The 21,654-nt window shown below is 67.8% G+C and carries 17 protein-coding genes; 7 read left to right on the forward strand and 10 right to left on the reverse strand.

The features are described from left to right. Positions 1 to 17: 17 nt before the first annotated feature. Complete coding sequence (gene murJ, locus ACWGI2_RS26880) at positions 18 to 2,279, reverse strand: murein biosynthesis integral membrane protein MurJ (protein WP_453698088.1); 2,262 nt, start codon at positions 2,277 to 2,279, stop codon at positions 18 to 20. 47 nt (positions 2,280 to 2,326) lie between these two features. Beyond that, the gene (locus tag ACWGI2_RS26885) at positions 2,327 to 4,672 is read right to left on the reverse strand and encodes a DUF6049 family protein (RefSeq protein WP_453698300.1); all 2,346 of its coding nucleotides are present in this window, start codon (positions 4,670 to 4,672) and stop codon (positions 2,327 to 2,329) included. A gap of 193 nt (positions 4,673 to 4,865) precedes the next feature. Between ACWGI2_RS26885 and ACWGI2_RS26890 the strand changes: the two genes are divergently transcribed. After that, positions 4,866 to 6,308: a CCA tRNA nucleotidyltransferase gene (locus ACWGI2_RS26890; protein ID WP_453698090.1), complete on the forward strand. Its 1,443-nt coding sequence runs from the start codon at positions 4,866 to 4,868 to the stop codon at positions 6,306 to 6,308. Between the two features lie 102 nt (positions 6,309 to 6,410). Here the strand turns inward: ACWGI2_RS26890 and ACWGI2_RS26895 are convergent, their stop codons facing one another. The 4 genes from ACWGI2_RS26895 to ACWGI2_RS26910 form a co-directional block, all read right to left on the reverse strand. Further along, positions 6,411 to 6,890: an LppU/SCO3897 family protein gene (locus ACWGI2_RS26895; RefSeq protein ID WP_453698091.1), complete on the reverse strand. Its 480-nt coding sequence runs from the start codon at positions 6,888 to 6,890 to the stop codon at positions 6,411 to 6,413. 114 nt (positions 6,891 to 7,004) lie between these two features. Beyond that, entirely contained in the window at positions 7,005 to 8,261 is a 1,257-nt protein-coding gene (locus ACWGI2_RS26900) for an MFS transporter (RefSeq protein WP_453396727.1), read from the reverse strand. 101 nt (positions 8,262 to 8,362) lie between these two features. Beyond that, complete coding sequence (locus tag ACWGI2_RS26905) at positions 8,363 to 9,445, reverse strand: inositol-3-phosphate synthase (RefSeq protein WP_453396726.1); 1,083 nt, start codon at positions 9,443 to 9,445, stop codon at positions 8,363 to 8,365. Between the two features lie 59 nt (positions 9,446 to 9,504). Then, on the reverse strand, positions 9,505 to 10,191 hold the full coding sequence (locus tag ACWGI2_RS26910) for a PadR family transcriptional regulator (RefSeq protein ID WP_453396725.1): 687 nt from the start codon (positions 10,189 to 10,191) through the stop codon (positions 9,505 to 9,507). 373 nt (positions 10,192 to 10,564) lie between these two features. Here ACWGI2_RS26910 and ACWGI2_RS26915 point away from each other — a divergent pair, with 373 nt between their 5' ends. Both ACWGI2_RS26915 and ACWGI2_RS26920 read left to right on the forward strand, forming a co-directional pair. Next, positions 10,565 to 13,294 (forward strand): transglycosylase domain-containing protein, encoded by a 2,730-nt coding sequence (locus tag ACWGI2_RS26915; protein ID WP_453698092.1) that lies wholly within the window; start codon positions 10,565 to 10,567, stop codon positions 13,292 to 13,294. Positions 13,295 to 13,428: 134 nt separating this feature from the next. Next, on the forward strand, positions 13,429 to 14,976 hold the full coding sequence (locus ACWGI2_RS26920) for a glycosyltransferase family 87 protein (protein WP_453698301.1): 1,548 nt from the start codon (positions 13,429 to 13,431) through the stop codon (positions 14,974 to 14,976). Between the two features lie 130 nt (positions 14,977 to 15,106). Here ACWGI2_RS26920 and ACWGI2_RS26925 read toward each other — a convergent pair whose 3' ends face one another. The 3 genes from ACWGI2_RS26925 to ACWGI2_RS26935 form a co-directional block, all read right to left on the reverse strand. Continuing rightward, entirely contained in the window at positions 15,107 to 16,138 is a 1,032-nt protein-coding gene (locus tag ACWGI2_RS26925) for an alanine racemase (protein WP_160506093.1), read from the reverse strand. Positions 16,139 to 16,228: 90 nt separating this feature from the next. Further along, positions 16,229 to 17,350 carry a lipid II:glycine glycyltransferase FemX gene (locus ACWGI2_RS26930; RefSeq protein WP_160506092.1) on the reverse strand — a complete coding sequence of 374 codons (1,122 nt, stop codon included), beginning with the start codon at positions 17,348 to 17,350 and terminating at the stop codon, positions 16,229 to 16,231. Between the two features lie 146 nt (positions 17,351 to 17,496). Continuing rightward, positions 17,497 to 17,808 (reverse strand): hypothetical protein, encoded by a 312-nt coding sequence (locus ACWGI2_RS26935; protein ID WP_453396722.1) that lies wholly within the window; start codon positions 17,806 to 17,808, stop codon positions 17,497 to 17,499. Positions 17,809 to 18,084: 276 nt separating this feature from the next. On the opposite strand from ACWGI2_RS26935, the gene rpsF reads away from it, so the two are divergent. The 4 genes from rpsF (at position 18,085) to rplI (ending at position 19,820) form a co-directional block, all read left to right on the forward strand. After that, positions 18,085 to 18,375 carry a 30S ribosomal protein S6 gene (rpsF, locus tag ACWGI2_RS26940; protein ID WP_006604399.1) on the forward strand — a complete coding sequence of 97 codons (291 nt, stop codon included), beginning with the start codon at positions 18,085 to 18,087 and terminating at the stop codon, positions 18,373 to 18,375. Positions 18,376 to 18,455: 80 nt separating this feature from the next. Next, a complete protein-coding gene (locus tag ACWGI2_RS26945) occupies positions 18,456 to 19,061 on the forward strand; it encodes a single-stranded DNA-binding protein (protein ID WP_453396721.1) in 606 nt (201 codons plus the stop codon). Between the two features lie 57 nt (positions 19,062 to 19,118). After that, entirely contained in the window at positions 19,119 to 19,355 is a 237-nt protein-coding gene (rpsR, locus tag ACWGI2_RS26950) for a 30S ribosomal protein S18 (protein WP_003949403.1), read from the forward strand. Positions 19,356 to 19,373: 18 nt separating this feature from the next. Continuing rightward, a complete protein-coding gene (gene rplI / locus ACWGI2_RS26955; protein WP_453396720.1) occupies positions 19,374 to 19,820 on the forward strand; it encodes a 50S ribosomal protein L9 in 447 nt (148 codons plus the stop codon). Positions 19,821 to 19,939: 119 nt separating this feature from the next. Here the strand turns inward: rplI and ACWGI2_RS26960 are convergent, their stop codons facing one another. After that, the gene (locus ACWGI2_RS26960) at positions 19,940 to 21,277 is read right to left on the reverse strand and encodes an MATE family efflux transporter (protein ID WP_453396719.1); all 1,338 of its coding nucleotides are present in this window, start codon (positions 21,275 to 21,277) and stop codon (positions 19,940 to 19,942) included. Positions 21,278 to 21,654 lie beyond the last annotated feature (377 nt).

Here is a 21,654-nt window from a genome sequence, read left to right on the forward strand (position 1 = left end):
GTGCGAACCCCTGGATCTCACCGTCCGAGACGGCCGCGGACCATTCCGACCATGGAATTGAGCTCCGCAATCCGCATCTTTCGGGCGGCCACGAAGAAGACACCGCCGAGAATGATTCCACCGGCGACCAAGGCGATCAGGGAACCGCCGGCGCCGTCGCCCAGAGCCTTGAGGATTCCGTAGCCCGCGGCGCCGCCGAGGATCGCCGCCGGAATGCACGCCATGGCGAGCCGGGCGTACGTACGCAGGACGTGGGTGCCGTCCAGATCGCCGCCGAGGCGGTTGCGCAGCCTGCGCCAGGCGACACCGACGCCGACCGCGTAGGCGAGGCCGTACGAGGCGGCCATGCCGACCACAGCCCACTGGGCGGGCAGGAGAACGTAGGCGAGGGCGCTCGCCGCCGCGTTGACGGCGGCCACGATGACCGTGTTGTAGAAGGGCGTCCGGGTGTCCTCGTAGGCGTAGAAGCCACGCAGGATGACGTACTGCACCGAGTACGGGATCAGCCCCAGGCCGAACGCCATCAGGACGAAGCCCATGGACTGGGCGGCCTGGCTGCCGCTGGAGGCGAACAGCAGGGTGCACATCGGGACGCCGAGGGCGACGAACGCGAAGGCGACCGGGACGATCGCCACCGCGGAGGTGCGCAGGCCCTGTGAGATGTCGTCGCGGACCGCGCCGGGGTCGTTGTCGTGGGCCGCCCGCGAGATGCGGGGCAGCATGGCCGCCATGACGGAAACGGTGATGATGGCCTGTGGCATGCCCCAGATCAGCTGGGCGTTGGAGTAGGCCATGATGCCCGTGCCGTCCTTGCCGGAGGCCTTGCCCGCGGCGGTGGCCAGCTGGGTGACGACGAGCACGCCGGCCTGGTTGGCGAGGACGAAGAGCACCGTCCACTTGGCGAGCTTGACCGCCTTGCCGAGGCCGTGGCCCTTCCAGTCGAAGCGGGGCCGGAACCGGAACCCCGTCTCGCGCAGATACGGGATCATCGCCAGGGCCTGGACGATCAGACCGAGCAGGGTGCCGATGCCCAGGAGACGGACACCGTCCGCCGGGATGTTCTCGACCCGCATGCCCGAGTCACCGGACGTTCCGTAGACCCAGATGAACAGGCCGAACGTGAAGATCATGACGATGTTGTTGAGGACCGGGGTCCACATCATCGCGCCGAACTTCCCACGGGCGTTGAGGATCTGGCCCATCACCACGTGCACGCCCATGAAGAAGATGGTGGGCAGGCAGTAGCGGGCGAAGGTGACCGCGACGTTGTTGGCCGGTGGGTTGTTCGCGATGGGGGTCGACATCAGCTTGACCAGCAGCGGCGCCGCGAAGACGGCCAGGGCCACGATGAGACCGAGCGCGACCATGACGAGGGTCAGCAGTCGGTTGGCGTATGCCTCGCCGCCGTCCTTGTCGTCCTTCATGGCGCGCACCAGCTGCGGCACGAAGACCGAGTTGAGGCCACCGCCGACGGTCAGGATGTAGATCATCGTCGGCAGCGTGTACGCGACGGTCCAGGCGTCACCGAGTGTCGCGGCGCCGAGGGCCGCGGTGATCACCATGGTGCGTACGAAACCGGTGAGCCGGGAGACCATCGTGCCCGCGGCCATCACCGCGCTCGACTTCAGCAGGCTCGCCGCCCGTCCGCCGCCGCCCGACTTCGGGGCCGGGGCGGGGGCCGGGGGAGCTGCCGGGGCCGGGACCATCGGAGGCTCGGGGGGCTGGTAGCCGCCGGGCTGCTGGTAGCCGTTGCCCTGGGGGTATCCGTTGCTCTGGGGGTATCCGTCCTGCTGGTAGCCGCCGGGCTGCTCGCTGTAGCCGCCCGGCTGCTGGTCCCGGAAGAGGTGAGCGAAGGCGTCCGGCTCGTGGCGCTCCTCGCCGGAATGGGTGACCAGGTCGTCGACGCCCACGAACTGCGTCGTACGGGCGTCGTCGCCGTACGGGAGGTGCCGGGTCGGGCCTTCGGGTTCGGGGGCCGGGGTCTGTGCCCACACGCGGGGGTCCGGGGCGTGCTGGGGGGACGGCGGCTGGGCGTAGAGCGGCTGGGGGTCCTGGTAGTAGCCGGGCGGCGGCGGGGGGTGCGCGGCGCGGTCGTAGAGCGCCTCGGTCACCGGGTCCTGGGCGGCGAGGTCCTGTGCGCGGTAGGGGTCCTGGTCGTAGGCGTCCTGGAGGTACACATCCGGGGCATCCGAGGCAGGCTGGGGTGGCACCTGCCCGTCCTCGGGGGGACCGGAACCGCCCGCGCCCTGGCCACGGTCACCGTCGTACGGCGCGTTCATGGATTACCCCACCTCATCGTCCCCGGGCCCACCGGCCACGACATCGCTCAACGGTCCACTCTCTCACCCGTGTCCGACGGGTCGGTGCTTTCCGGAGCGGTGTCCGGTGTCGGGTCACTCGGCTGCTCGGGGTCGTCCTCCCCCGACTCCGGGCCGGACTCGCCGTCGGGTCCGTCGTCCGGGCCCTCCTCGGCCTGCTGCCGGGCGGCCCGCTTGCGCTGCGTGTACATGCGGAACCCGGCGAGCACGAGGAGCAGCACGCCGCCCGCGATGACCAGCATCACCGTGAGGGTGATCTCGGTGACGTTCACGTCGAACTTGACCCGTTCGCCGTACGGCTGGCCGTCCTCGGTGTAGAGCTGGGCGTAGACCGGGACCGGGCCGTTGGCGTTGGCCGTGGTGGTGAACTTCACCGACTGGGCGTGGCCGCCCGCGACCTTGACCGGCTGTTCGTAGTAGGCCTTGCCACCGATCTTCAGGCGTGTGGGGTTCTCCGACGTCAGGCGCAGAACCATGTGGTCGACGCCCTGGACCAGGTTGTTCTGCACCGTCACCGGGATCGTCGCGCTGCGCCCCGAGAGCTTCGCGTCGGACTTCTTGATCAGCGCCACTTGCTCGATGAGCGTGGTCAGGTAGTTCTCCACGCCCTGGCGGAATGTCGCCGCCTCGGCTGCCCTGCCCCGCCAGGACGTCGACATCTCGCGGTCTATGGCCCGCCCGAAGGGCGTGATGACGCGGTCGGGCTCGCTGAGGATCGTCTGGAAGCGGTTGAGCTTGCTCTGGGTGTTCTGAATGGACTTGAAGGCCGACTGCGGCAGCTCCTGCTTGCGCAGCGATGCCGGATAGGACTTGGCCGACGGCACTTGGGTCGTGGCCGATGGGTCCGGCTTCGCCTTCGCCGCCGTCGACAGGCCCTGCGGCTCCGACCAGCGCTCGTCGGAGAGTGTGGTCATCGCCTTCGCCATCGACTGGGCCTGGCTGGCGGACGGCATGCGCTGCGGGGCGACGACGATGCTGCGCTGCCTGTCCGGGTCCTGCAGCGTGACCATCAGACTCTGGGCGAGGAACTGCTGAACGGCGAGCGTGGAGTTCTCGGCCCCCGTCATGTCGCCCTGGAAGGCCGTGGAGAGGCGTGCGTCGGCCACCACGGCCGTCGTGCCGCCGCCGATGGGCCGGGCGGCGTTGGGCGTGTACGGCAGCGCGTCGCCCTCACGCAGGCTGTCGCTGCGGGCGATCACCGAGTGGGCGCCCGCCGAGGTGGAGACATCGACGATCGACGGATCGAGTGCGCCGTCCACGGGCCACGCAAAGTCCGACTGCGGCTTGACGTGGAGGATGACCTCCACGGCCTCCGCACCCACATCGGTGGCGTCCTTGAGCTGGCCGAGGTATCCGGTGACGGCCTTGCCGTTGTGGGCGAGCGAGGCCAGGTCGGGGTCGGCGAAGGGCAGCGCGACGACCTTCTTGTCCTTCACGGTCTGCTCGAGCTTGTTGAGCCACTCCTTGGCGACCGCCTGGTTCTTGCCCGCCGTGGTGCTCTTGCCGTCGGCGGTCTGCACCCGGTAGTTCCGCGTCATCGCGTCGACCGAGGCGAGCAGGTCGGGATCGATGACCCAGGTGACATCGAGCTTGCTGCCCAGGGACAGCATCTGCTCCAGGCGGCCGCCCGGCGCGAGCTCCTTGGCCAGGTCGTCGTCCGTGAAGACGGGCGTCTGCTGCTCGTCCGAGCCGGTCTCCGCCGTGAGGTGCGCGGTGGAGATGAGCGGCCACAGATAGGTCGTCTTGGTCTTCGTGCCGGCGGCGCCCGGCTGCCAGGGCAGGAAGGTCCGCTCGAAGCCGAGCACCTGGGACCACGGCTGGGCGGCGGTCCGGCCCGTGAGGGAGACACCGAGCTGGTAGACGCCGTCGGCGCCGAGGTCCAGGGCCTTGACTGGGACGGAGATGCTGAACTCCTGGCGGGCGCCGGGGGCCAGCTTGGAGAACTTCTTGACGTACTTGCCGCCGACCTCCGTGCCGTCGGCTCCCGGCTGGTAGCCGGTGCGCTTGGCGGCGGAGTCGATCTGGCTCCGGCCGTTCAGGGTCGGCCCCAGTCGCAGCCCGGCCTCGGCCCCTGTCACCGCCTGCTTGCCCTCGTTGGTGACCGTGCCGGAAACGGTGAGCGTGTCACCTTCCGACGGGGCGGTCGGTGTGAGTTTGTTGAGTGAGACGTCGACGGTGTTCGAACCGGTGGCGTCCGCCGGCGCGCTCGGCGTCGCGGCGTGCGCGGTCGGCTCCGCCGACAGCTGCAGCATGCCGGCCAGCAATGGGGCGCCGGCCAGCAACGCTGCCGTACGCCGCAGCCACCGGCGGGCAGGTGAGGGACTGGTCCCCGGGAAGTCTGCCGCCTCGGCCACGCGTTGCCCGTCCTCGTCGTCGTCAGTGGTCGTCGGTTGTGCGTCCACGCATGGTAACGAGGTGCGCTGTGGCGAAGTGCCGCGGACTGCTCCACATGATCGGAAGACCTGGCCGGAGAGGGGCGCGCGGCCTCGGAGGCCCCGCCGAAAACGGGGCGGCTGGGGGCGTCCGGGGCACGTACCCTTTTCTGTTGTGCCGAACGCCAATGAAGAAAATTCCAGCGCACTGAGCCAGGTGCAGCGCCGCGCGGTCAGTGAACTGCTGCGTGTGTCCCCTGTCGCGGACGACCTTGCCCGCCGATTCCAGGAGGCCGGGTTCTCCCTTGCCCTGGTCGGTGGGTCGGTCAGAGACGCGCTCCTTGGCCGGCTCGGCAATGACCTGGACTTCACGACCGATGCCCGCCCTGAGGACGTACTGAAGATCGTCAGGCCGTGGGCGGACTCGGTGTGGGAGGTCGGGATCGCCTTCGGCACGGTCGGGAGCCAGAAGGACGGCTATCAGATCGAAGTCACGACATATCGGTCCGAGGCGTACGACAGGGCCTCGCGCAAGCCCGAGGTGTCGTACGGCGACTCCATCGAGGAAGACCTCGTACGCCGCGACTTCACCGTCAACGCGATGGCCGTCGCTCTCCCGGAGAAGGAGTTCATCGACCCGCACGGAGGGCTCGATGACCTGGCGGAGCGGGTCCTGCGTACTCCTGGCACCCCGGAGGACTCCTTCTCCGACGACCCGCTGCGAATGATGCGGGCCGCGCGGTTCGCCGCGCAGCTCGATTTCGAGGTGGCTCCGGAGGTCGTCGCCGCGATGAAGGCGATGGCCGAGCGGATCGACATCGTTTCCGCGGAGCGTGTCCGTGACGAACTGAACAAGCTGATCCTCTCGCCGTACCCGGCGAAGGGACTGGCTCTACTTGTCGACACAGGCATCGCCGAGCACGTGCTGCCCGAGCTCCCGGCGCTGCGTCTGGAGAGTGACGAGCACCACCGCCACAAGGACGTCTACGACCACTCGCTGATCGTCCTTGAACAGGCCATGGCGCTGGAGGAGGACGGCCCGGATCTGACGCTGCGGCTCGCGGCGCTGCTGCATGACATCGGGAAGCCGCGGACGCGGCGCTTCGAGGACGACGGCCGGGTCTCCTTCCACCACCACGAGGTGGTGGGCGCCAAGATGACCAAGAAGCGGATGACGGAGCTCAAGTACTCGAACGAGCTCGTGAAGGACGTCTCGCGCCTGGTGGAGCTGCACCTGCGCTTCCACGGCTACGGAACGGGCGAGTGGACGGACTCGGCCGTACGCCGCTACGTGCGCGACGGGGGCCCTCTCCTCGATCGGCTGCACAAGCTGACCCGGTCCGACTGCACGACGCGCAACAAGCGCAAGGCCAATGCGCTGTCGCGTGCGTACGACGGCCTTGAGGAGCGCATCGCGCGGCTCCAGGAGCAGGAGGAGCTGGACTCGATCCGCCCCGACCTGGACGGCAACGAGATCATGGAGATCTTGGATGTGCGGCCGGGCCCGGTGATCGGCCAGGCCTACAAGTTCCTGCTGGAGCTGCGGCTGGAGAACGGGCCGATGGAGCGCGACGCGGCGATCGCGGCGCTCAGGGAGTGGTGGGCCGCACAGGAGTGAGATGAGGCACGGTGCGATGTTTCACGTGAAACATCGCACCGGATCCGGACATGCGAAGGGGGCACTGTTTCACGTGAAACAGTGCCCCCTTCGCGTACGTCGTTACTTCGCGGACTTCAAGCAGAGCACGACATCGTGGCTGCCGCCGGTCTGGTAGTAGGAGACCTCGGTCCCCTTGACCGTCTCGCACTTGCTGACGCTGCTCGTGTCGTCGAACTTCTCGATGACCTTGAACTCGGCGTCGCTGGAGGAGCAGTCGGTGTTCTTCAGATCCGGCTGCGACTGGGTGCCCTTGTTGTGCAGGCAGTCGCCGACAGCGGTGGTCTCGGCGTCGCTCTGGCCGAAGTACCACTTACCGGCAGCGATGAGGATGGCGACAACGATGAAGCCGCCGATGCGCAGCATGAGCTTCTTGCCGCGCCCACCACCGCTCGGCGCGGCCGGAGGAGGAACTGGCGCCCCCTGGTTGTACGGCGGGTAGGGCTGCTGCGGAACGCCGGGCTGGCCCGGCTGTCCCGGCTGGCCGGGGTGCGGCTGCACGCCCTGGCCGTACGGATTCTGGCCCTGGGGCGGAGTAGTCACTTTGGGGGTCCCCCTCGAACGGAAGCGCTATGGCGCGGATACGACGTCCGTAAGTTATAGGGACGCAGCGACAACTCTGTAGCCCAGAGGGGCTCTGTGGCATTGATGTGACACTTACTGCGCGTCAAATCTGGCCATAGCGGCAGCAATTGCTGCGTAGATAACGGCCACCGTGACCACCAGCGGCACCGATCGCCCGTCAGGCGGCAGCATCAGCGCGGCTACTCCCGCCGCGCCGACGAAGGCGACGTTGAACAGGACGTCGTAGACCGAGAAGATCCGGCCACGGAAGCTGTCGTCCACCGCCGACTGCACCACCGTGTCCGTGGCGATCTTCGCCCCCTGTGTCGTCAGCCCCAGCAGGAACGCGGCGATGAGTAGCGGGGTCGGTGTGAAGGGGAGGGCGAGCGCCGGTACCAGGATTGCCGCGGCGCCCGCGCAGGTGACGATCCAGCCGCCGGCCGTCAGCCGGTTCACCGCCCAGGGAGTCACCACGGCCGCCGCGAAGAAGCCCGCCCCGGAGACGCCCACCGCGAGCCCGAGCAGGGCGAGCCCGTCGGACTCCGAGGACGACCAGGCGTACCGGCAGAGCATCAGGACCATGACCGTCAGGGCGCCGTAGCAGAACCGCATGAGTGTCATCGCGAGGAGCGCGCGGGCGGCCGGGCGCCGCTGCGACAGATGCCGCACCCCGGCCATCAGGTCCCGCGCCGTACCGGAGAGCGCCGCGCCGAGCCGTGGCCGCACCAACTCAGGGTCCGGGCCGAGGAGGTCACGCGCCATCCGCAGCGAGGCGAGCGCCGCGCAGAGGTACAGGGCGGCCCCGAGCAGGACGACCGCCGCGTCCGAGTCTGAGCCCGCCAGGCGTACGACGAACGCGAGGCCGCCGCCCACGGTGGCGGCCAGCGTCCCCGCGGTCGGTGAGAGGGAGTTGGCCATCACCAGGCGCTCGTCGTCGACCACGCGCGGCAGCGCCGCCGAGAGCCCGGCGAGGACGAAACGGTTGACGGCCGTGACGCAGAGCGCGGAGGCGTAGAAGAGCCAGTCCGGCACGCCGCTCAGCATCAGCACCGCGGTCACCGAGGCAAGGGCGGTCCGCAGCAGGTTGCCGTACAGAAAGACCTGACGGCGTGGCCAGCGGTCGAGGAGCACGCCGGCGAAGGGGCCGATCAGTGAGTACGGCAGGAGCAGCACCGCCATCGCGGAGGCGATCGCGCCCGGCGAGGTCTGCTTCTCCGGCGAGAAGACGACGTACGTGGCGAGGGCCACCTGATAGACGCCGTCCGCGCCCTGGGAGATCAGCCGCACGGCGAGCAGGCGCCGGAAGTCCCGCAGGCGCAGCAGTATGCGCAGGTCACCGACGACAGCCATGGGGCACAGCCTCACATACGAGGAGGGTCCCCGGGCGGATTGCCCGAGGACCCTCAACAGCTGTTCAAGCGGCGGGCTTTAGCGCGCCCCTCTGTGTCTCGCTAGCGCTCGACCTCGCCCTTGATGAACTTCTCGACGTTCTCGTACGCCTCGTCGTCGAAGTACTGCACCGGCGGGGACTTCATGAAGTACGAGGACGCGGAGAGGATCGGGCCGCCGATGCCGCGGTCCTTGGCGATCTTCGCGGCGCGCAGGGCGTCGATGATGACACCCGCCGAGTTCGGGGAGTCCCAGACCTCGAGCTTGTACTCCAGGTTCAGCGGGACGTCACCGAAGGCGCGGCCCTCGAGGCGGACGTACGCCCACTTGCGGTCGTCGAGCCACGCGACGTAGTCGGACGGGCCGATGTGGACGTTGTCGGCGCCCATGTCACGGTCGCGGATCTGCGAGGTGACGGACTGCGTCTTCGAGATCTTCTTGGACTCGAGGCGGTCGCGCTCCAACATGTTCTTGAAGTCCATGTTGCCGCCGACGTTGAGCTGCATCGTGCGCTCGAGACGGACACCGCGGTCCTCGAACAGCTTCGCCATCACGCGGTGCGTGATGGTGGCGCCGACCTGCGACTTGATGTCGTCGCCGACGATCGGGACGCCCGCCTCGGTGAACTTGTCGGCCCACTCCTTGGTGCCGGCGATGAAGACCGGGAGAGCGTTGACGAAGGCGACCTTGGCGTCGATGGCGCACTGCGCGTAGAACTTCGCGGCGTCCTCGGAACCCACCGGCAGGTAGCAGACGAGGACGTCGACCTGCTTGTCCTTGAGGATCTGGACGACGTCGACGGGGGCCTCGGCGGACTCTTCGATCGTCTCGCGGTAGTACTTGCCCAGACCGTCGTGGGTGTGGCCGCGCTGGACGGTGACGCCCTTGTTCGGCACGTCGCAGATCTTGATGGTGTTGTTCTCGCTGGCGCCGATGGCGTCAGAGAGGTCGAGCCCGACCTTCTTGGCGTCCACGTCGAACGCGGCGACGAACTCGACATCGCCGACGTGATACTCGCCGAACTGGACGTGCATCAGGCCCGGGACCTTGGTGTCCGGGTCTGCGTCCTTGTAGTACTCGACGCCCTGGACCAGCGAGGCGGCGCAGTTGCCCACGCCGACGATGGCTACGCGAACCGAACCCATTCCGGTTGCTCCCTGTGTGATCTGTGTATTCCGGATGAGACCCTGCGGACCGCGGGGCCTCACTTGGCGGTGTCATCGGACGGATCCGGCGGCGGGTTCAAGTCCCGCCGCCGGGGCAGGCCGCCCGACTCCCCAGATGTGCTGTCGTGCTGAGCGGAGCTGTCCGGGGCGGACCGTTGCTGGTCCCGCCCCGCGCGCTCGCTCTCGATGAGCTCGTTCAGCCAGCGCACTTCGCGCTCCACGGACTCCATTCCGTGCCGCTGCAGCTCAAGCGTGTAGTCGTCCAGGCGCTCCCGGGTACGGGCCAGGGAGGCGCGCATCTTCTCCAGACGCTCCTCGAGGCGGCTGCGACGCCCCTCGAGCACCCGCATGCGTACGTCCCGCGAGGTCTGCCCGAAGAAGGCGAAGCGGGCGGCGAAGTGTTCGTCCTCGTACGCGTCGGGGCCGGTCTGTGAGAGCAGCTCCTCGAAGTGCTCCTTACCTTCCGCCGTCAGCCGATAGACGATCTTGGCGCGGCGCCCGGAGAGGGGGGCCGCGAGGGCCTCCTCCGGGGTGCCGCCCGATTCCTCGATCAACCAGCCGTTGGCGACCAGCGTCTTGAGGCAGGGGTAGAGCGTCCCGTAGCTGAAGGCGCGGAACACTCCCAGCGATGTATTGAGCCGTTTACGCAGCTCATAGCCGTGCATCGGGGACTCGCGCAGCAGGCCGAGCACGGCGAACTCGAGGATGCCGGAGCGTCTGCTCATCTTCGCCTCCCGTCTGCCAGCGTCTGTCGACACGGTCTTTATGCCGAGCTGATGTATCGACTCGATACATCGAGACGATAGAACGGCCTTCCTGCTGGGGCAAGGGGGGAAACGGTGAACGGCGTCACATCACCGATTCGTAGGAAGTAACTTGCCTGATTTGGGGTGAACTTCTGCCCTAAGAGGGTTTTGACGGTGCGTAGTCTGTGCGCCATGCAGACCGCCGGGAACCAAGTGACGCGTGAGGGCGTCGTTGTCCCTGGTGTAGTGCGGATGAGCGCTGAGAAGGGCGCATCCGTACTTCGGGGGGACCGGAAACCAGCCGCCGTTTCCAGGCGCGGATACCTGCGCCTGCCCGAGGAGTAATCGTTCGATGAGCGAGCACCGTCGCAAACCGCCGCAGCCGCAGGGCGGCGGACGCGCCGCGGCCAGACGCGGCGTCCCAGGCGCGTCGTCGGGTCGCCGCGCGGCACCGCGTGGCGCCACTGGATCGCCCACTTCCTCAACCGGCTCGCACGGATCAGGGGCCCCTGACGACGGGGACCGGTCCTACGGCGGCCGTGCCGAGGCCCGTCGTGCCGCGCAGCGCAGTGGTGCTGTCGGCGCGGGCGGAGGCCGCCGCAGAGCGGCCGAAGGAGCCGGTGGCGGCGGTCGGCGCGGCGGTGGTGGCCCGAACGGGCCGGGCCGCGGCCGAGGCCGTGGCGGTCACGAGCCCCGCAAGAAGCGGTTCATCGACTACCCGCGTGCGAACAAGGATGGTCTGCGGCGCTGGGTTCCGTCCTGGCGTCTGGTCACCGGCCTGTTCGTCGGCTTCCTCGGCAGCCTGATGGCGATCACCGGGATCGCGTACGCCTTGGTGGAGGTGCCGAAGGTCGACGAAGCGGCCAAGGCGCAGAACAACGTCTACTACTGGGCCGACGGCAAGCAGATGGTCGCGACCGGCGGTGAGACGAACCGCCAGATCATCGACTACGACAAGATCCCCGAGGCGATGCGCACCGCCGTCATCTCGGCCGAGAACAAGACGTTCGAGGACGACAAGGGCGTCGACCCCATGGGCATCACGCGTGCCCTGGTCAACATGGCCAAGGGCGGCGAGACCCAGGGTGGCTCGACCATCACTCAGCAGTACGTGAAGAACGCACGCCTGGGAGACCAGTCGCAGACGTTCACGCGTAAGTTCAAAGAGCTCTTCATCTCCATAAAGGTCGGCCGGACGGTCCCCAAGGAAGAGATCATGGCGGGGTACCTCAACACCGCCTACTACGGCCGTGGGGCCTATGGCATCCAGGCCGCCGCCCGCGCCTACTTCGACAAGGACGCCGCCGACCTGAACCCCAGCCAGTGCGCGCTCCTGGCGACGGTCCTCAAGGGCGCCACGTACTACGACCCGGCGGGTGCCCCCGAGGTCGACCCGGCGGCCTCGCCGCAGGCAAACCGCGATCGTGCCACCAAGCGTTGGAACTGGATCCTCGACGAAGAGGTCAAGGACGGGCACCTGACCGCCGAGGTCCGGAACAAGTACAGGGAATTCCCGAGGCTGCACAACCCTCGCTCCAACGCTCAGCTGGGTGGTCAGGTCGGATACCTGGTCGACCTGGCCAAGGCCTACGTGATCAACAACAGCAACGGCGAGATCACGGCCAACGACCTCCAGCAGGGCGGCTACGAGATCCACACGACCTTCGACAGGACGAAGGTCAAGGAGCTCGAGAAATCCGTGGAGAAGGTCCGCAAGGCCAAGATCAAACCCAATCTGCGTAAGGACAAGGACACCCACGTCCAGTTCGGTGGCGCGTCCGTGGATCCGAAGAACGGGGCGATCGAGGCCATCTACGGCGGTGAGGACGCGACCAAGCACTTCACCAACAACGCGGACCAGACCGGTGCGCAGGTCGGCTCGACGTTCAAGCCCTTCGTGCTGGCAGCGGCGTTCAAGGACGGAACGCGCGCCAAGGACGGGCCGGAAGTCCAGGACGAGACTCAGCGCACGATCGTCAATCCCAAGAGCCTCTACAGCGGCAAGAACAAGCTCAAGATCAAGAACTACAACGACAGCATCTGGACGGACCGAGAAGGCAAGGAGTGGCTGCAGACCAACGACGGTGACCAGTCGTACAACGCGCCGACCTACCAGATCGACCTCCGTGAAGCGATGCGGGAGTCCGTCAACTCGGCCTATGTGCAGCTCGGCATGGACGTCGGCCTGGACAAGGTGAAGGAGGCTGCCATCGCCTCCGGCATCAAGGAGAACAGCCTGGCCAGCGCCAATTACCCGTCCTTCTCGCTCGGTACGTCCTCTCCGAGCGCGATCCGCATGGCCGGCGCGTACTCCACCTTCGCGTCCAGCGGCAAGCAGAACGATCCGTACTCGGTCAAGAAGGTCGAGCACAAGGGCAGCACCGTCTACCAGCACGACCCGCAGCCCAAGCGTGCCTTCGACGAATCGGTCGCCGACAACGTCACCGACGTGCTCAGGACCGTCGTCGAGAAGGGCACTGGCACGTCGGCTCAGCTGAGCGGCCGCCAGGTGGCGGGCAAGACCGGTACGACCGACGGCAACAAGTCCGCCTGGTTCGTCGGGTACACCCCGCAGCTTTCCACCGCGATCAGCATGTACCGCCTCGACGACAACGAAGGGAACAAGAAGCGCGAGTTCCTGGAGATGTTCGGAACGGGTGGCGAGGAGAAGATCCACGGCGCTTCGTTCCCGGCGCAGATCTGGAAGGACTACATGGAGCAGGCCCTGAAGGGCGAGCGCGTGATCAACTTCCCGGTCCCCCAGCCGATCGGTTCGGTCGTCGGCGAGACCCCGCCGCCCGCCCCGAGCCCGACCCCGTCGAAGACCGAAGAGCCGGAGAAGTCTCCCTCACCGACCCCCTCGGACACCGGACCGTCCCCGACGCCCTCGGACAGCCCCGATCCCGGTGAGTCCTGTGCCGACTGGGACTGGCAGTGCAACAACAACGGCGGCCAGGCGGACGGTGGCACCACCGACGGGAGTACCGGCGGGGAGTCACCACCGGCCACGGACGAACCAACGGGCGGTGGAAACAGCAACGGCAACGGCAACGGAGGCATCTTCGGCGGCCCGTCAGGCTGATCGAGCTCCCCGTGAGTGTGTTTCACGTGAAACGCACTGTTTCACGTGAAACATGCGCCGCTGAGCGCTGACGAGGGCCGCCACACCGCACCGGTGTGGCGGCCCTCGTCGTCTTCTCAGGCGCGTACGGCAGGATGTGCGGCATGCCCAGTGCAGAGACGACGCGCACGAGCGTGCACAAGACCACCAGTGCGCAACAGCCGGAACCCGTACGGCCGACCAAGGAGGATGAGGTCGCCGCGGCCGGCAGTGAGCTGATCGGGGGACCCATCGGCCGCAGAGTGCTGTACGCGGCGACATGGTGGACCCCCGTACGCGTCATCGCGCTCGTGGCCATCGGGATGTTCGCGCTCGGCATGGTGCAGAAGATGCCGTGCTACGACGGCGCCTGGTTCCAGGGCGCGAGCTCGCAGTACACGCACGCCTGTTACTCCGACATCCCGCACCTCTACCAGGGGCGTGGTTTCGCCGACGGGCTCGTGCCCTACTTCGACAAGCTGCCCGGCGACATGGAGTACCTCGAGTACCCGGTGCTGACCGGTGTGTTCATGGAGGTGGCCTCCTGGCTGACCCCTGGCAGCGGCAGCATCCAGCACCAGGAGAAGTTCTACTGGATGGTCAATGCCGGGATGCTGATGGCCTGTACGGCGGTCATCGCCGTCTGTGTCGCCCGCACTCACAGGCGCCGCCCCTGGGACGGCCTGATGGTCGCCCTGGCGCCCGCCTTCGCGTTGACGGCCACCATCAACTGGGACCTGTTCGCCGTTGCTCTCACGGCTGCCGCGATGCTGATGTGGGCGCGCGGGGGGACGTTCTCCGCGGGCGTCCTGCTGGGCCTGGCGACCGCCGCGAAGCTTTACCCGGCGCTGCTCCTGGGGCCGCTGCTCATCCTGTGCTGGCGGGCAGGGCGCTGGCGGCCGTTCCTCATGACGGCCGGGGCCGCGGTGGGGGCCTGGCTCGTGGTGAACCTGCCGGTGATGATCGCGCATGACGCGACGGGCTTCCACATCCGCGAGGGCTGGGCGAAGTTCTACACCTTCAGCCAGGAGCGGGGCGTCGACTTCGGCTCGTTCTGGCTGATCCTCTCGCAGCGCATGGACGACCCGCTGTCCACGGACACGGTCAACACCTTGGCGACGGCCCTGATGCTGCTTGCCTGCCTCGGAGTCGGCGCGCTGGGGCTGACCGCGCCGCGCCGCCCGCGCTTCGCGCAGCTCGCCTTTCTGGTGGTCGCCGCGTTCATCCTCACCAACAAGGTCTACTCGCCGCAGTACGTACTGTGGCTGATCCCCCTCGCAGCGCTGGCCCGGCCGCGCTGGCGTGACTTCCTGATCTGGCAGGCCTGCGAGGTCGGGTACTTCCTGGGGATCTGGCTGTACCTCGCGTACACGACAAGCGGAGACGCTCACAAGGGCCTGCCGACCGAGGGCTATCAACTCGCCATCGTGGTCCACCTGCTGGGGACGCTGTACCTGTGTGCCGTGGTCGTACGCGACATCCTGATGCCGGAGAGGGACCCGGTACGGCGGTCCGGGGACGATGACCCCTCAGGGGGCGTCCTGGACGGCGCACAGGACGTCTTCGTCCTCGGTCAGGCGGCGCATCCGCCGCGGCACGCGGTGCACGCCACCGAGGCGCCTCAGGTGCGATGGGGGACGACGTCGGGCGACGTTTCGCCCTGAGCGAACAGGCCGCTGAGGTGGCCGGGAACGACTGAAGGCCAGGAACGGCTGAAGGGCCGGGAACGACAGTTGTCGCTCCCGGCCCTTCAGTCTGTTCAGCCTGTTCGGCCTGTGGTCGTTCCGGCCGCGATCAGCGGTCGACGATGCGGTCGAACTGCGTGGTGGTGTGCCGCAGATGGGCCACCAGCTCTTCGCCCACCTTCGGCTCGGGCGCGTCCGAGGGTACGAAGAGGATGGAGACCTGCATGTGCGGCGGCTCCGCGAACCAGCGCTGCTTGCCACCCCAGACGAAGGGCGAGAGGTTGCGGTTGACGGTCGCGAGGCCCGCGCGGGCCACGCCCTTCGCCCGCGGCACCATGCCGTGCAGCGCCTTCGGCGCCTCCAGGCCGACGCCGTGCGACGTGCCGCCCGCGACGACGACCAGCCAGCCGTCGGACGCGACCTTCTGCTGGCGGTAGCCGAAGCGGTCGCCCTTGGTCACCTGCGTGACGTCCAGGACGGCGCCGCGGTACTCGGTGGCCTCGTGGTCACCCAGCCACAGATGCGTACCAATGCGTGCGCGGAAGCGCGTCTGCGGGAACTGCTGCTGCAGGCGGGCGAGTTCGTTGGCCTTGAGGTGGCTGACGAACATCGTGTGCAGCGGAAGACGGGCGGCACGCAGCCGGTCCATCCAGCCGATGACCTCCTCGACGGCGTCCGAGCCGTCGGTGCGGTCCAGCGGCAGGTGGATCGCGAAGCCCTCGAGCCGCACGTCCTCGATGGCCGCGTGCAGCTGTGAGAGCTCCTGCTCGCTCACGCCGTGCCGCTTCATCGAGGACATGACCTCGATGACGACGCGGGCGCCCACGAGGCCGTGTACGCCGTCCAGGGACGACACGGAGCGGATGACGCGGTCGGGCAGCGGCACGGGCTCCTCGCCCCGCCGGAACGGGGTCAGGACCAGCAGGTCACCGCTGAACCAGTCCTTGATCCGGGCGGCTTCGTACGTGGTGCCGACGGCGAGGACGTCGGAGCCGAAGCGGGTCGCTTCTTCCGCGAGGCGCTCATGACCGAAGCCGTAGCCGTTGCCCTTGCAGACCGGGACGATTCCCGGGAACTGCTCCAGCACGTGCTTGTGGTGTGCCCGCCAGCGCGCGGTGTCGACATAGAGCGTGAGCGCCATGGCCGGATCCCGGAACCTTTCTCGTGGCTGCGGTGTATCAGAGGTATGAAGACTATTCGGGGTTGCGCGAATTGTGCCGGGGCGGTGCGGTCAGCGGCGCGACATGTAGATGTCGAGCGCCTTGTGGAGCAGCTTGTTGAGCGGGAAGTCCCACTCGCCGATGTACTCGACAGCCTCTCCACCCGTGCCCACCTTGAACTGAATCAGTCCGAAGAGGTGGTCCGTCTCGTCCAGAGAGTCGGAGATGCCCCGCAAGTCATAGACGGTGGCGCCGAGCGCGTAGGCGTCCCGGAGCATCCGCCACTGCATCGCGTTCGAGGGCCTGACCTCACGGCCGATGTTGTCCGACGCGCCGTAGGAGTACCAGACGTGGCCGCCGACGACGAGCATCGTCGCCGCGGACAGGTTCACGCCGTTGTGCCGCGCGAAGTACAGCCGCATGCGGTTGGGGTCCTCGGAGTTGAGGGCCCGCCACATCTGCTGGAAGTAACCCAGCGGCCGCGGACGGAACTTGTCGCGGACCGCGGTGATCTCGTAAAGGCGCTGCCATTCGGCGAGGTCCTCGTAACCGCCCTGGACGACCTCGACGCCGGCCTTCTCGGCCTTCTTGATATTGCGTCGCCACAGCTGGTTGAAGCCCTTGAGGACCTCGTCCAAGGAGCGGTTGGCCAGCGGGACTTGGAAGACATAACGCGGCTGTACGTCACCGAATCCGGCGCCGCCGTCCTCGCCCTGCTGCCAGCCCATCTTGCGCAGCCGGTCGGAGACTTCGAAGGCACGCGGCTCGATGTGCGTGGCCTCGACGTCCCGCAGGCGCTTCACGTCCGGGTTCTGGATGCCCGACTTGATCGCGGGAGCGTCCCAGCGCCGGATGACGACCGGCGGGCCCATCTTCACGGAGAAGGCGCCCTGCCGCTTCAGATGCGCGAGCATCGGCTGCAGCCAGTCGTCCAGGTTCGGGGCGTACCAATTGATGACCGGGCCCTCGGGAAGGTACGCGAGGTAGCGCTTCACCTTGGGCAGCTGTCGGTAGAGCACCAGGCCCGCGCCGACGAGTTCGCCGGTCCGGTCGTCGAACCAGCCCAGGTTCTCCGAACGCCATTCACTCTTCACATCCGCCCATGCCGGGACCTGGCAATGACTTGCCGACGGCAGGCTCTGGATATACGCCAGATGCTGCTCGCGACTGATGGTCCTCAGGGTCAGACTCATTCGGGGCGCTCCTCGGGCTGGTGTGTCCCCATGGGTACAGGGGCTCCGGCTCTCGCGCCGAAGCCTACTGTGCCCCGAGAGCGCCCCGTCTGGGCGTACGGAACCTTGACCCCCGCCCTGTGCGCGGCGGGGGCGTCGAGGGGTGGCTACCAGAGCCCGCCGAAGAGTCCGCCGTGGGCCATACCCAGGAAGAATCCGACCGCCGATGCTCCGAGGCCGAGGATCAGGCCGAAGCGTTCGCGGGTCGTCTCGGAGATGAACTGTCCCCAGGCACCCGTGGCGATCCCCACCAGGCCGGCCCAGGAGCTGAGCAGGTGGAGATTGTGGAACATCGCCGAGACGAAGGCGATCGCACCCAGGATCAGGGTCACGCCGAGCAGCGTGTCCTGCACGGGATGGGCCTTGCCGTCGGTGGCGAAGAGAGAACCGGCGGTGTTCGGTCGCAATGTCTGTGCCATAAGGCACCTCCTGCGGAAAGCGGCGCACTGTAGCGCCATACACACCCGATGTGTACAGATTCTGCCCTTCCGCGGCCGGATTTCAACCGGAAGCCCAGGTGCGGGTACTCTGTACCGTCTGCACCGGTGTCTGCCCAGGCCATGGCAGGGACTCCCGATCGGTCTACTGATCGGGAAGCCCGATTGTCAGTGGCTGCCGATATCGTTGCGTACGCATCACGACCCTCCTGCCACGGAACGACCGTGGCCGCTGAGTCCAAAGGAGGTGGGTTCCACATGCGTCACTACGAAGTGATGGTCATCCTCGACCCCGATCTCGAGGAGCGCGCTGTCTCCCCGTTGATCGAGAACTTCCTCTCCGTCGTCCGTGAGGGCAACGGAAAGGTTGAGAAGGTCGACACCTGGGGCCGTCGTCGTCTCTCGTACGAGATCAAGAAGAAGCCCGAGGGCATCTACTCGGTCATCGACCTGCAGGCCGAGCCTGCGGTCGTCAAGGAGCTCGACCGCCAGATGAACCTGAACGAGTCGGTCCTCCGGACCAAGGTCCTCCGTCCCGAGACCCACTGAGCTCCGTAGCTCAGCGGTACTCGGGATCCGAGTAGCAGCAGCAAAAGCAGCCAGCAGCAAACCCGCCGAGAGGTTCCCCCATGGCAGGCGAGACCGTCATCACGGTAGTCGGCAATCTTGTCGACGACCCCGAGCTGCGCTTCACCCCGTCCGGTGCGGCGGTCGCGAAGTTCCGTGTCGCGTCCACTCCCCGCACCTTCGACCGTCAGACCAATGAGTGGAAGGACGGCGAGAGCCTCTTCCTCACCTGCTCGGTCTGGCGTCAGGCGGCGGAGAACGTCGCGGAGTCGCTTCAGCGAGGCATGCGCGTCGTCGTGCAGGGCCGGTTGAAGCAGCGGTCCTACGAGGACCGTGAGGGCATCAAGCGCACGGTCTACGAGCTGGACGTCGAGGAAGTCGGCGCCAGCTTGAAGAACGCCACGGCCAAGGTCACCAAGACCACCGGCCGAGGCGGCCAGGGCGGCGGATTCGGCGGCGGTGGCGGCGGCCAGCAGGGCGGCGGCAACTGGGGCGGCGGCTCCGGTGGCGGTCAGCAGCAGGGCGGCGGCGGTGCTCCCGCCGACGACCCCTGGGCGACCGGTGCGCCGGCCGGCGGCGGCCAGCAGGGCGGCGGCGGTGGCTGGGGCGGAAGCTCCGGCGGCTCCGGCGGCTCTGGCGGCGGCTACTCGGACGAGCCTCCCTTCTAGGCCTCAGGGCCAAGGGTGGGCCGTTCCCACACTTCTTGATCACACAGGAGAAACACCATGGCGAAGCCGCCTGTGCGCAAGCCTAAGAAGAAGGTCTGCGCATTCTGCAAGGACAAGGTCACGTACGTGGACTACAAGGACACGAACATGCTGCGGAAGTTCATTTCCGACCGCGGCAAGATCCGTGCCCGCCGCGTGACCGGCAACTGCACGCAGCACCAGCGTGACGTCGCCACGGCCGTGAAGAACAGCCGTGAGATGGCGCTGCTGCCCTACACGTCCACCGCGCGATAAGGGAAGGGTGACTGACTAATGAAGATCATCCTCACCCACGAGGTCTCCGGCCTCGGTGCCGCCGGCGAGGTCGTAGACGTCAAGGACGGCTACGCCCGCAACTACCTGATCCCGCGGAACTTTGCGATCCGCTGGACCAAGGGTGGCGAAAAGGACGTCGAGCAGATCCGTCGTGCTCGCAAGATCCACGAGATCGCGACCATCGAGCAGGCCAACGAGGTCAAGGCCAAGCTCGAGGGCGTCAAGGTCCGTCTGGCCGTCCGCTCCGGCGACGCCGGTCGTCTCTTCGGTTCCGTCACCCCGGCTGACGTCGCTTCGGCGATCGAGGCTGCCGGTGGTCCGAAGATCGACAAGCGCCGTGTCGAGCTGGGCTCGCCGATCAAGACGCTGGGCGCCCACGCGACGTCCGTGCGTCTGCACCCCGAGGTTGCCGCTGAGGTCAACATCGAGGTCGTCTCCGCCTAAGCACTGCGCTTGGCAGGGCTGAAGCAACCGTTGGGCCGCACCCTCAGGGTGCGGCCCAACGTGTTTCACGGACACCGCTGTTTCACGCAGGCTGTTTCACGTGAAACAGCGGGTCAGGTTCAGCGGGTGGCGCCGGTGACGATCCAGTGGCCGGAGCGTGTGCGCAGCCAGAGGGTCACCATGCGGACCGCCATCATCAGGGTCATCGCTGCCCAGACGGCGGTCAGTCCGCCGCCGAGGGTCGGTACGAGGAGCGCCGCTGGAGCGAAGACCGCCAGCGTGGCCAGCATCGCCCAGGCCAGATACGGGCCGTCTCCCGCGCCCATCAGGACGCCGTCGAGGACGTAGACGATGCCGCAGATCGGCTGGGAGATGGCGACCACCACGAGTGCGGGCAGGGCCGCGTCCTGGACGACGGAGTCGCTGGAGAAGAGCGGGATGAACAGCGGCCGGGCGAGGACGACAAGGACACCGAGCACGACCCCCGATGCGATGCCCCACTGCACCATGCGGCGGCAGACGTCGCGCGCGCCCTGGGGATCGTTCGCGCCCAGGTAGCGGCCGATGATCGCCTGGCCGGCGATGGCGATGGCGTCGAGTGCGAAGGCCAGCAGGCTCCACAGGGACAGGATGATCTGGTGGGCGGCCACATCGGCGTCGCCGAGGCGGGCCGCCACCGCGGTCGCGATCATCAGGATGGCCCGCAGCGAGAGCGTACGGACGAGGAGTGGTGCGCCCGCTTGGGCGCAGGCCCTGATGCCGGCGGCGTCGGGGCGCAGGGAGGCGCCGTGCCGTCTGGCTCCGCGGACGACGACGAAGAGGTACACGGCGGCCATCGCGCACTGGGCGATGACGGTGCCCCAGGCGGAGCCTGCGATGCCCCAGCCGGCGCCGTAGACGAGGGCCACGTTCAGGACGCCGTTGGCGACGAAGCCGCCGAGCGCCACGTACAGCGGGGTCTTCGTGTCCTGCAGTCCGCGCAGGACACCGGTGGAGGCGAGCACGACGAGCATGGCGGGGATGCCGAGCGAGGAGATGCGGAGGTACGTGATCGCGTACGGTGCCGCGGTGTCCGATGCGCCGAAGAGCTCCACGAGCGCGGGCGCGGTGGGAAGGACGACGGCGATGACGGCGGCGCCGAGCAGGAGGGCGAGCCAGATGCCGTCCATGCCCTGGCGGATGGCGGCCTGGAGATCTCCGGCGCCGACCCGGCGGGCGACGGCGGCCGTGGTCGCGTAGGCGAGGAAGACAAAGACGCTCACGGCGGTGGTGAGGAGCGCCGAGGCGACGCCGAGTCCGGCCAGTTGTGCGGTGCCGAGATGGCCCACGATGGCGCTGTCGGCCATCACGAAGAGAGGCTCGGCGACGAGTGCGCCGAAGGCGGGAACGGCGAGGGCGATGATCTCTCGGTCATGCTGTCGCCGAGCGGCCTTGGTCGCCGCGGGAGCCTGTGTCATGGACACCAATCTAATCTTCCACAGGTAAGAGATGCAATGTCCTTAAGACCCTTACCTGGTCTCGAGTCGGACGCTCATCGGGGCGCTGTTCGGCAGGATCTTGGGCCGACTGGGGAAGTTTTTCTTCTGCACAGCCGGTGGATGTGAAACGCGCAGGTCAGGGCGTGTTTGTAGAGAAGGCTGAGTGCTTGTTCACAGGGCTGTCCACCGAGCCGTGCACAGGTTTGGCGGGGTTCTCCACAGCAACGCGCCCGTCATCCACACCGCCTGTGGATAACCAGATTGGCTGACGGTGGCCACGGGCCTACCGTAGGGCGGCGCCCCCCTCGTGATCCTGCCTCGGAAAGCCCGTAAATCCGACGCGTCAGAACCGGAGT

The sequence above is a fragment of the Streptomyces sp. NPDC054866 genome, assembly GCF_053610745.1.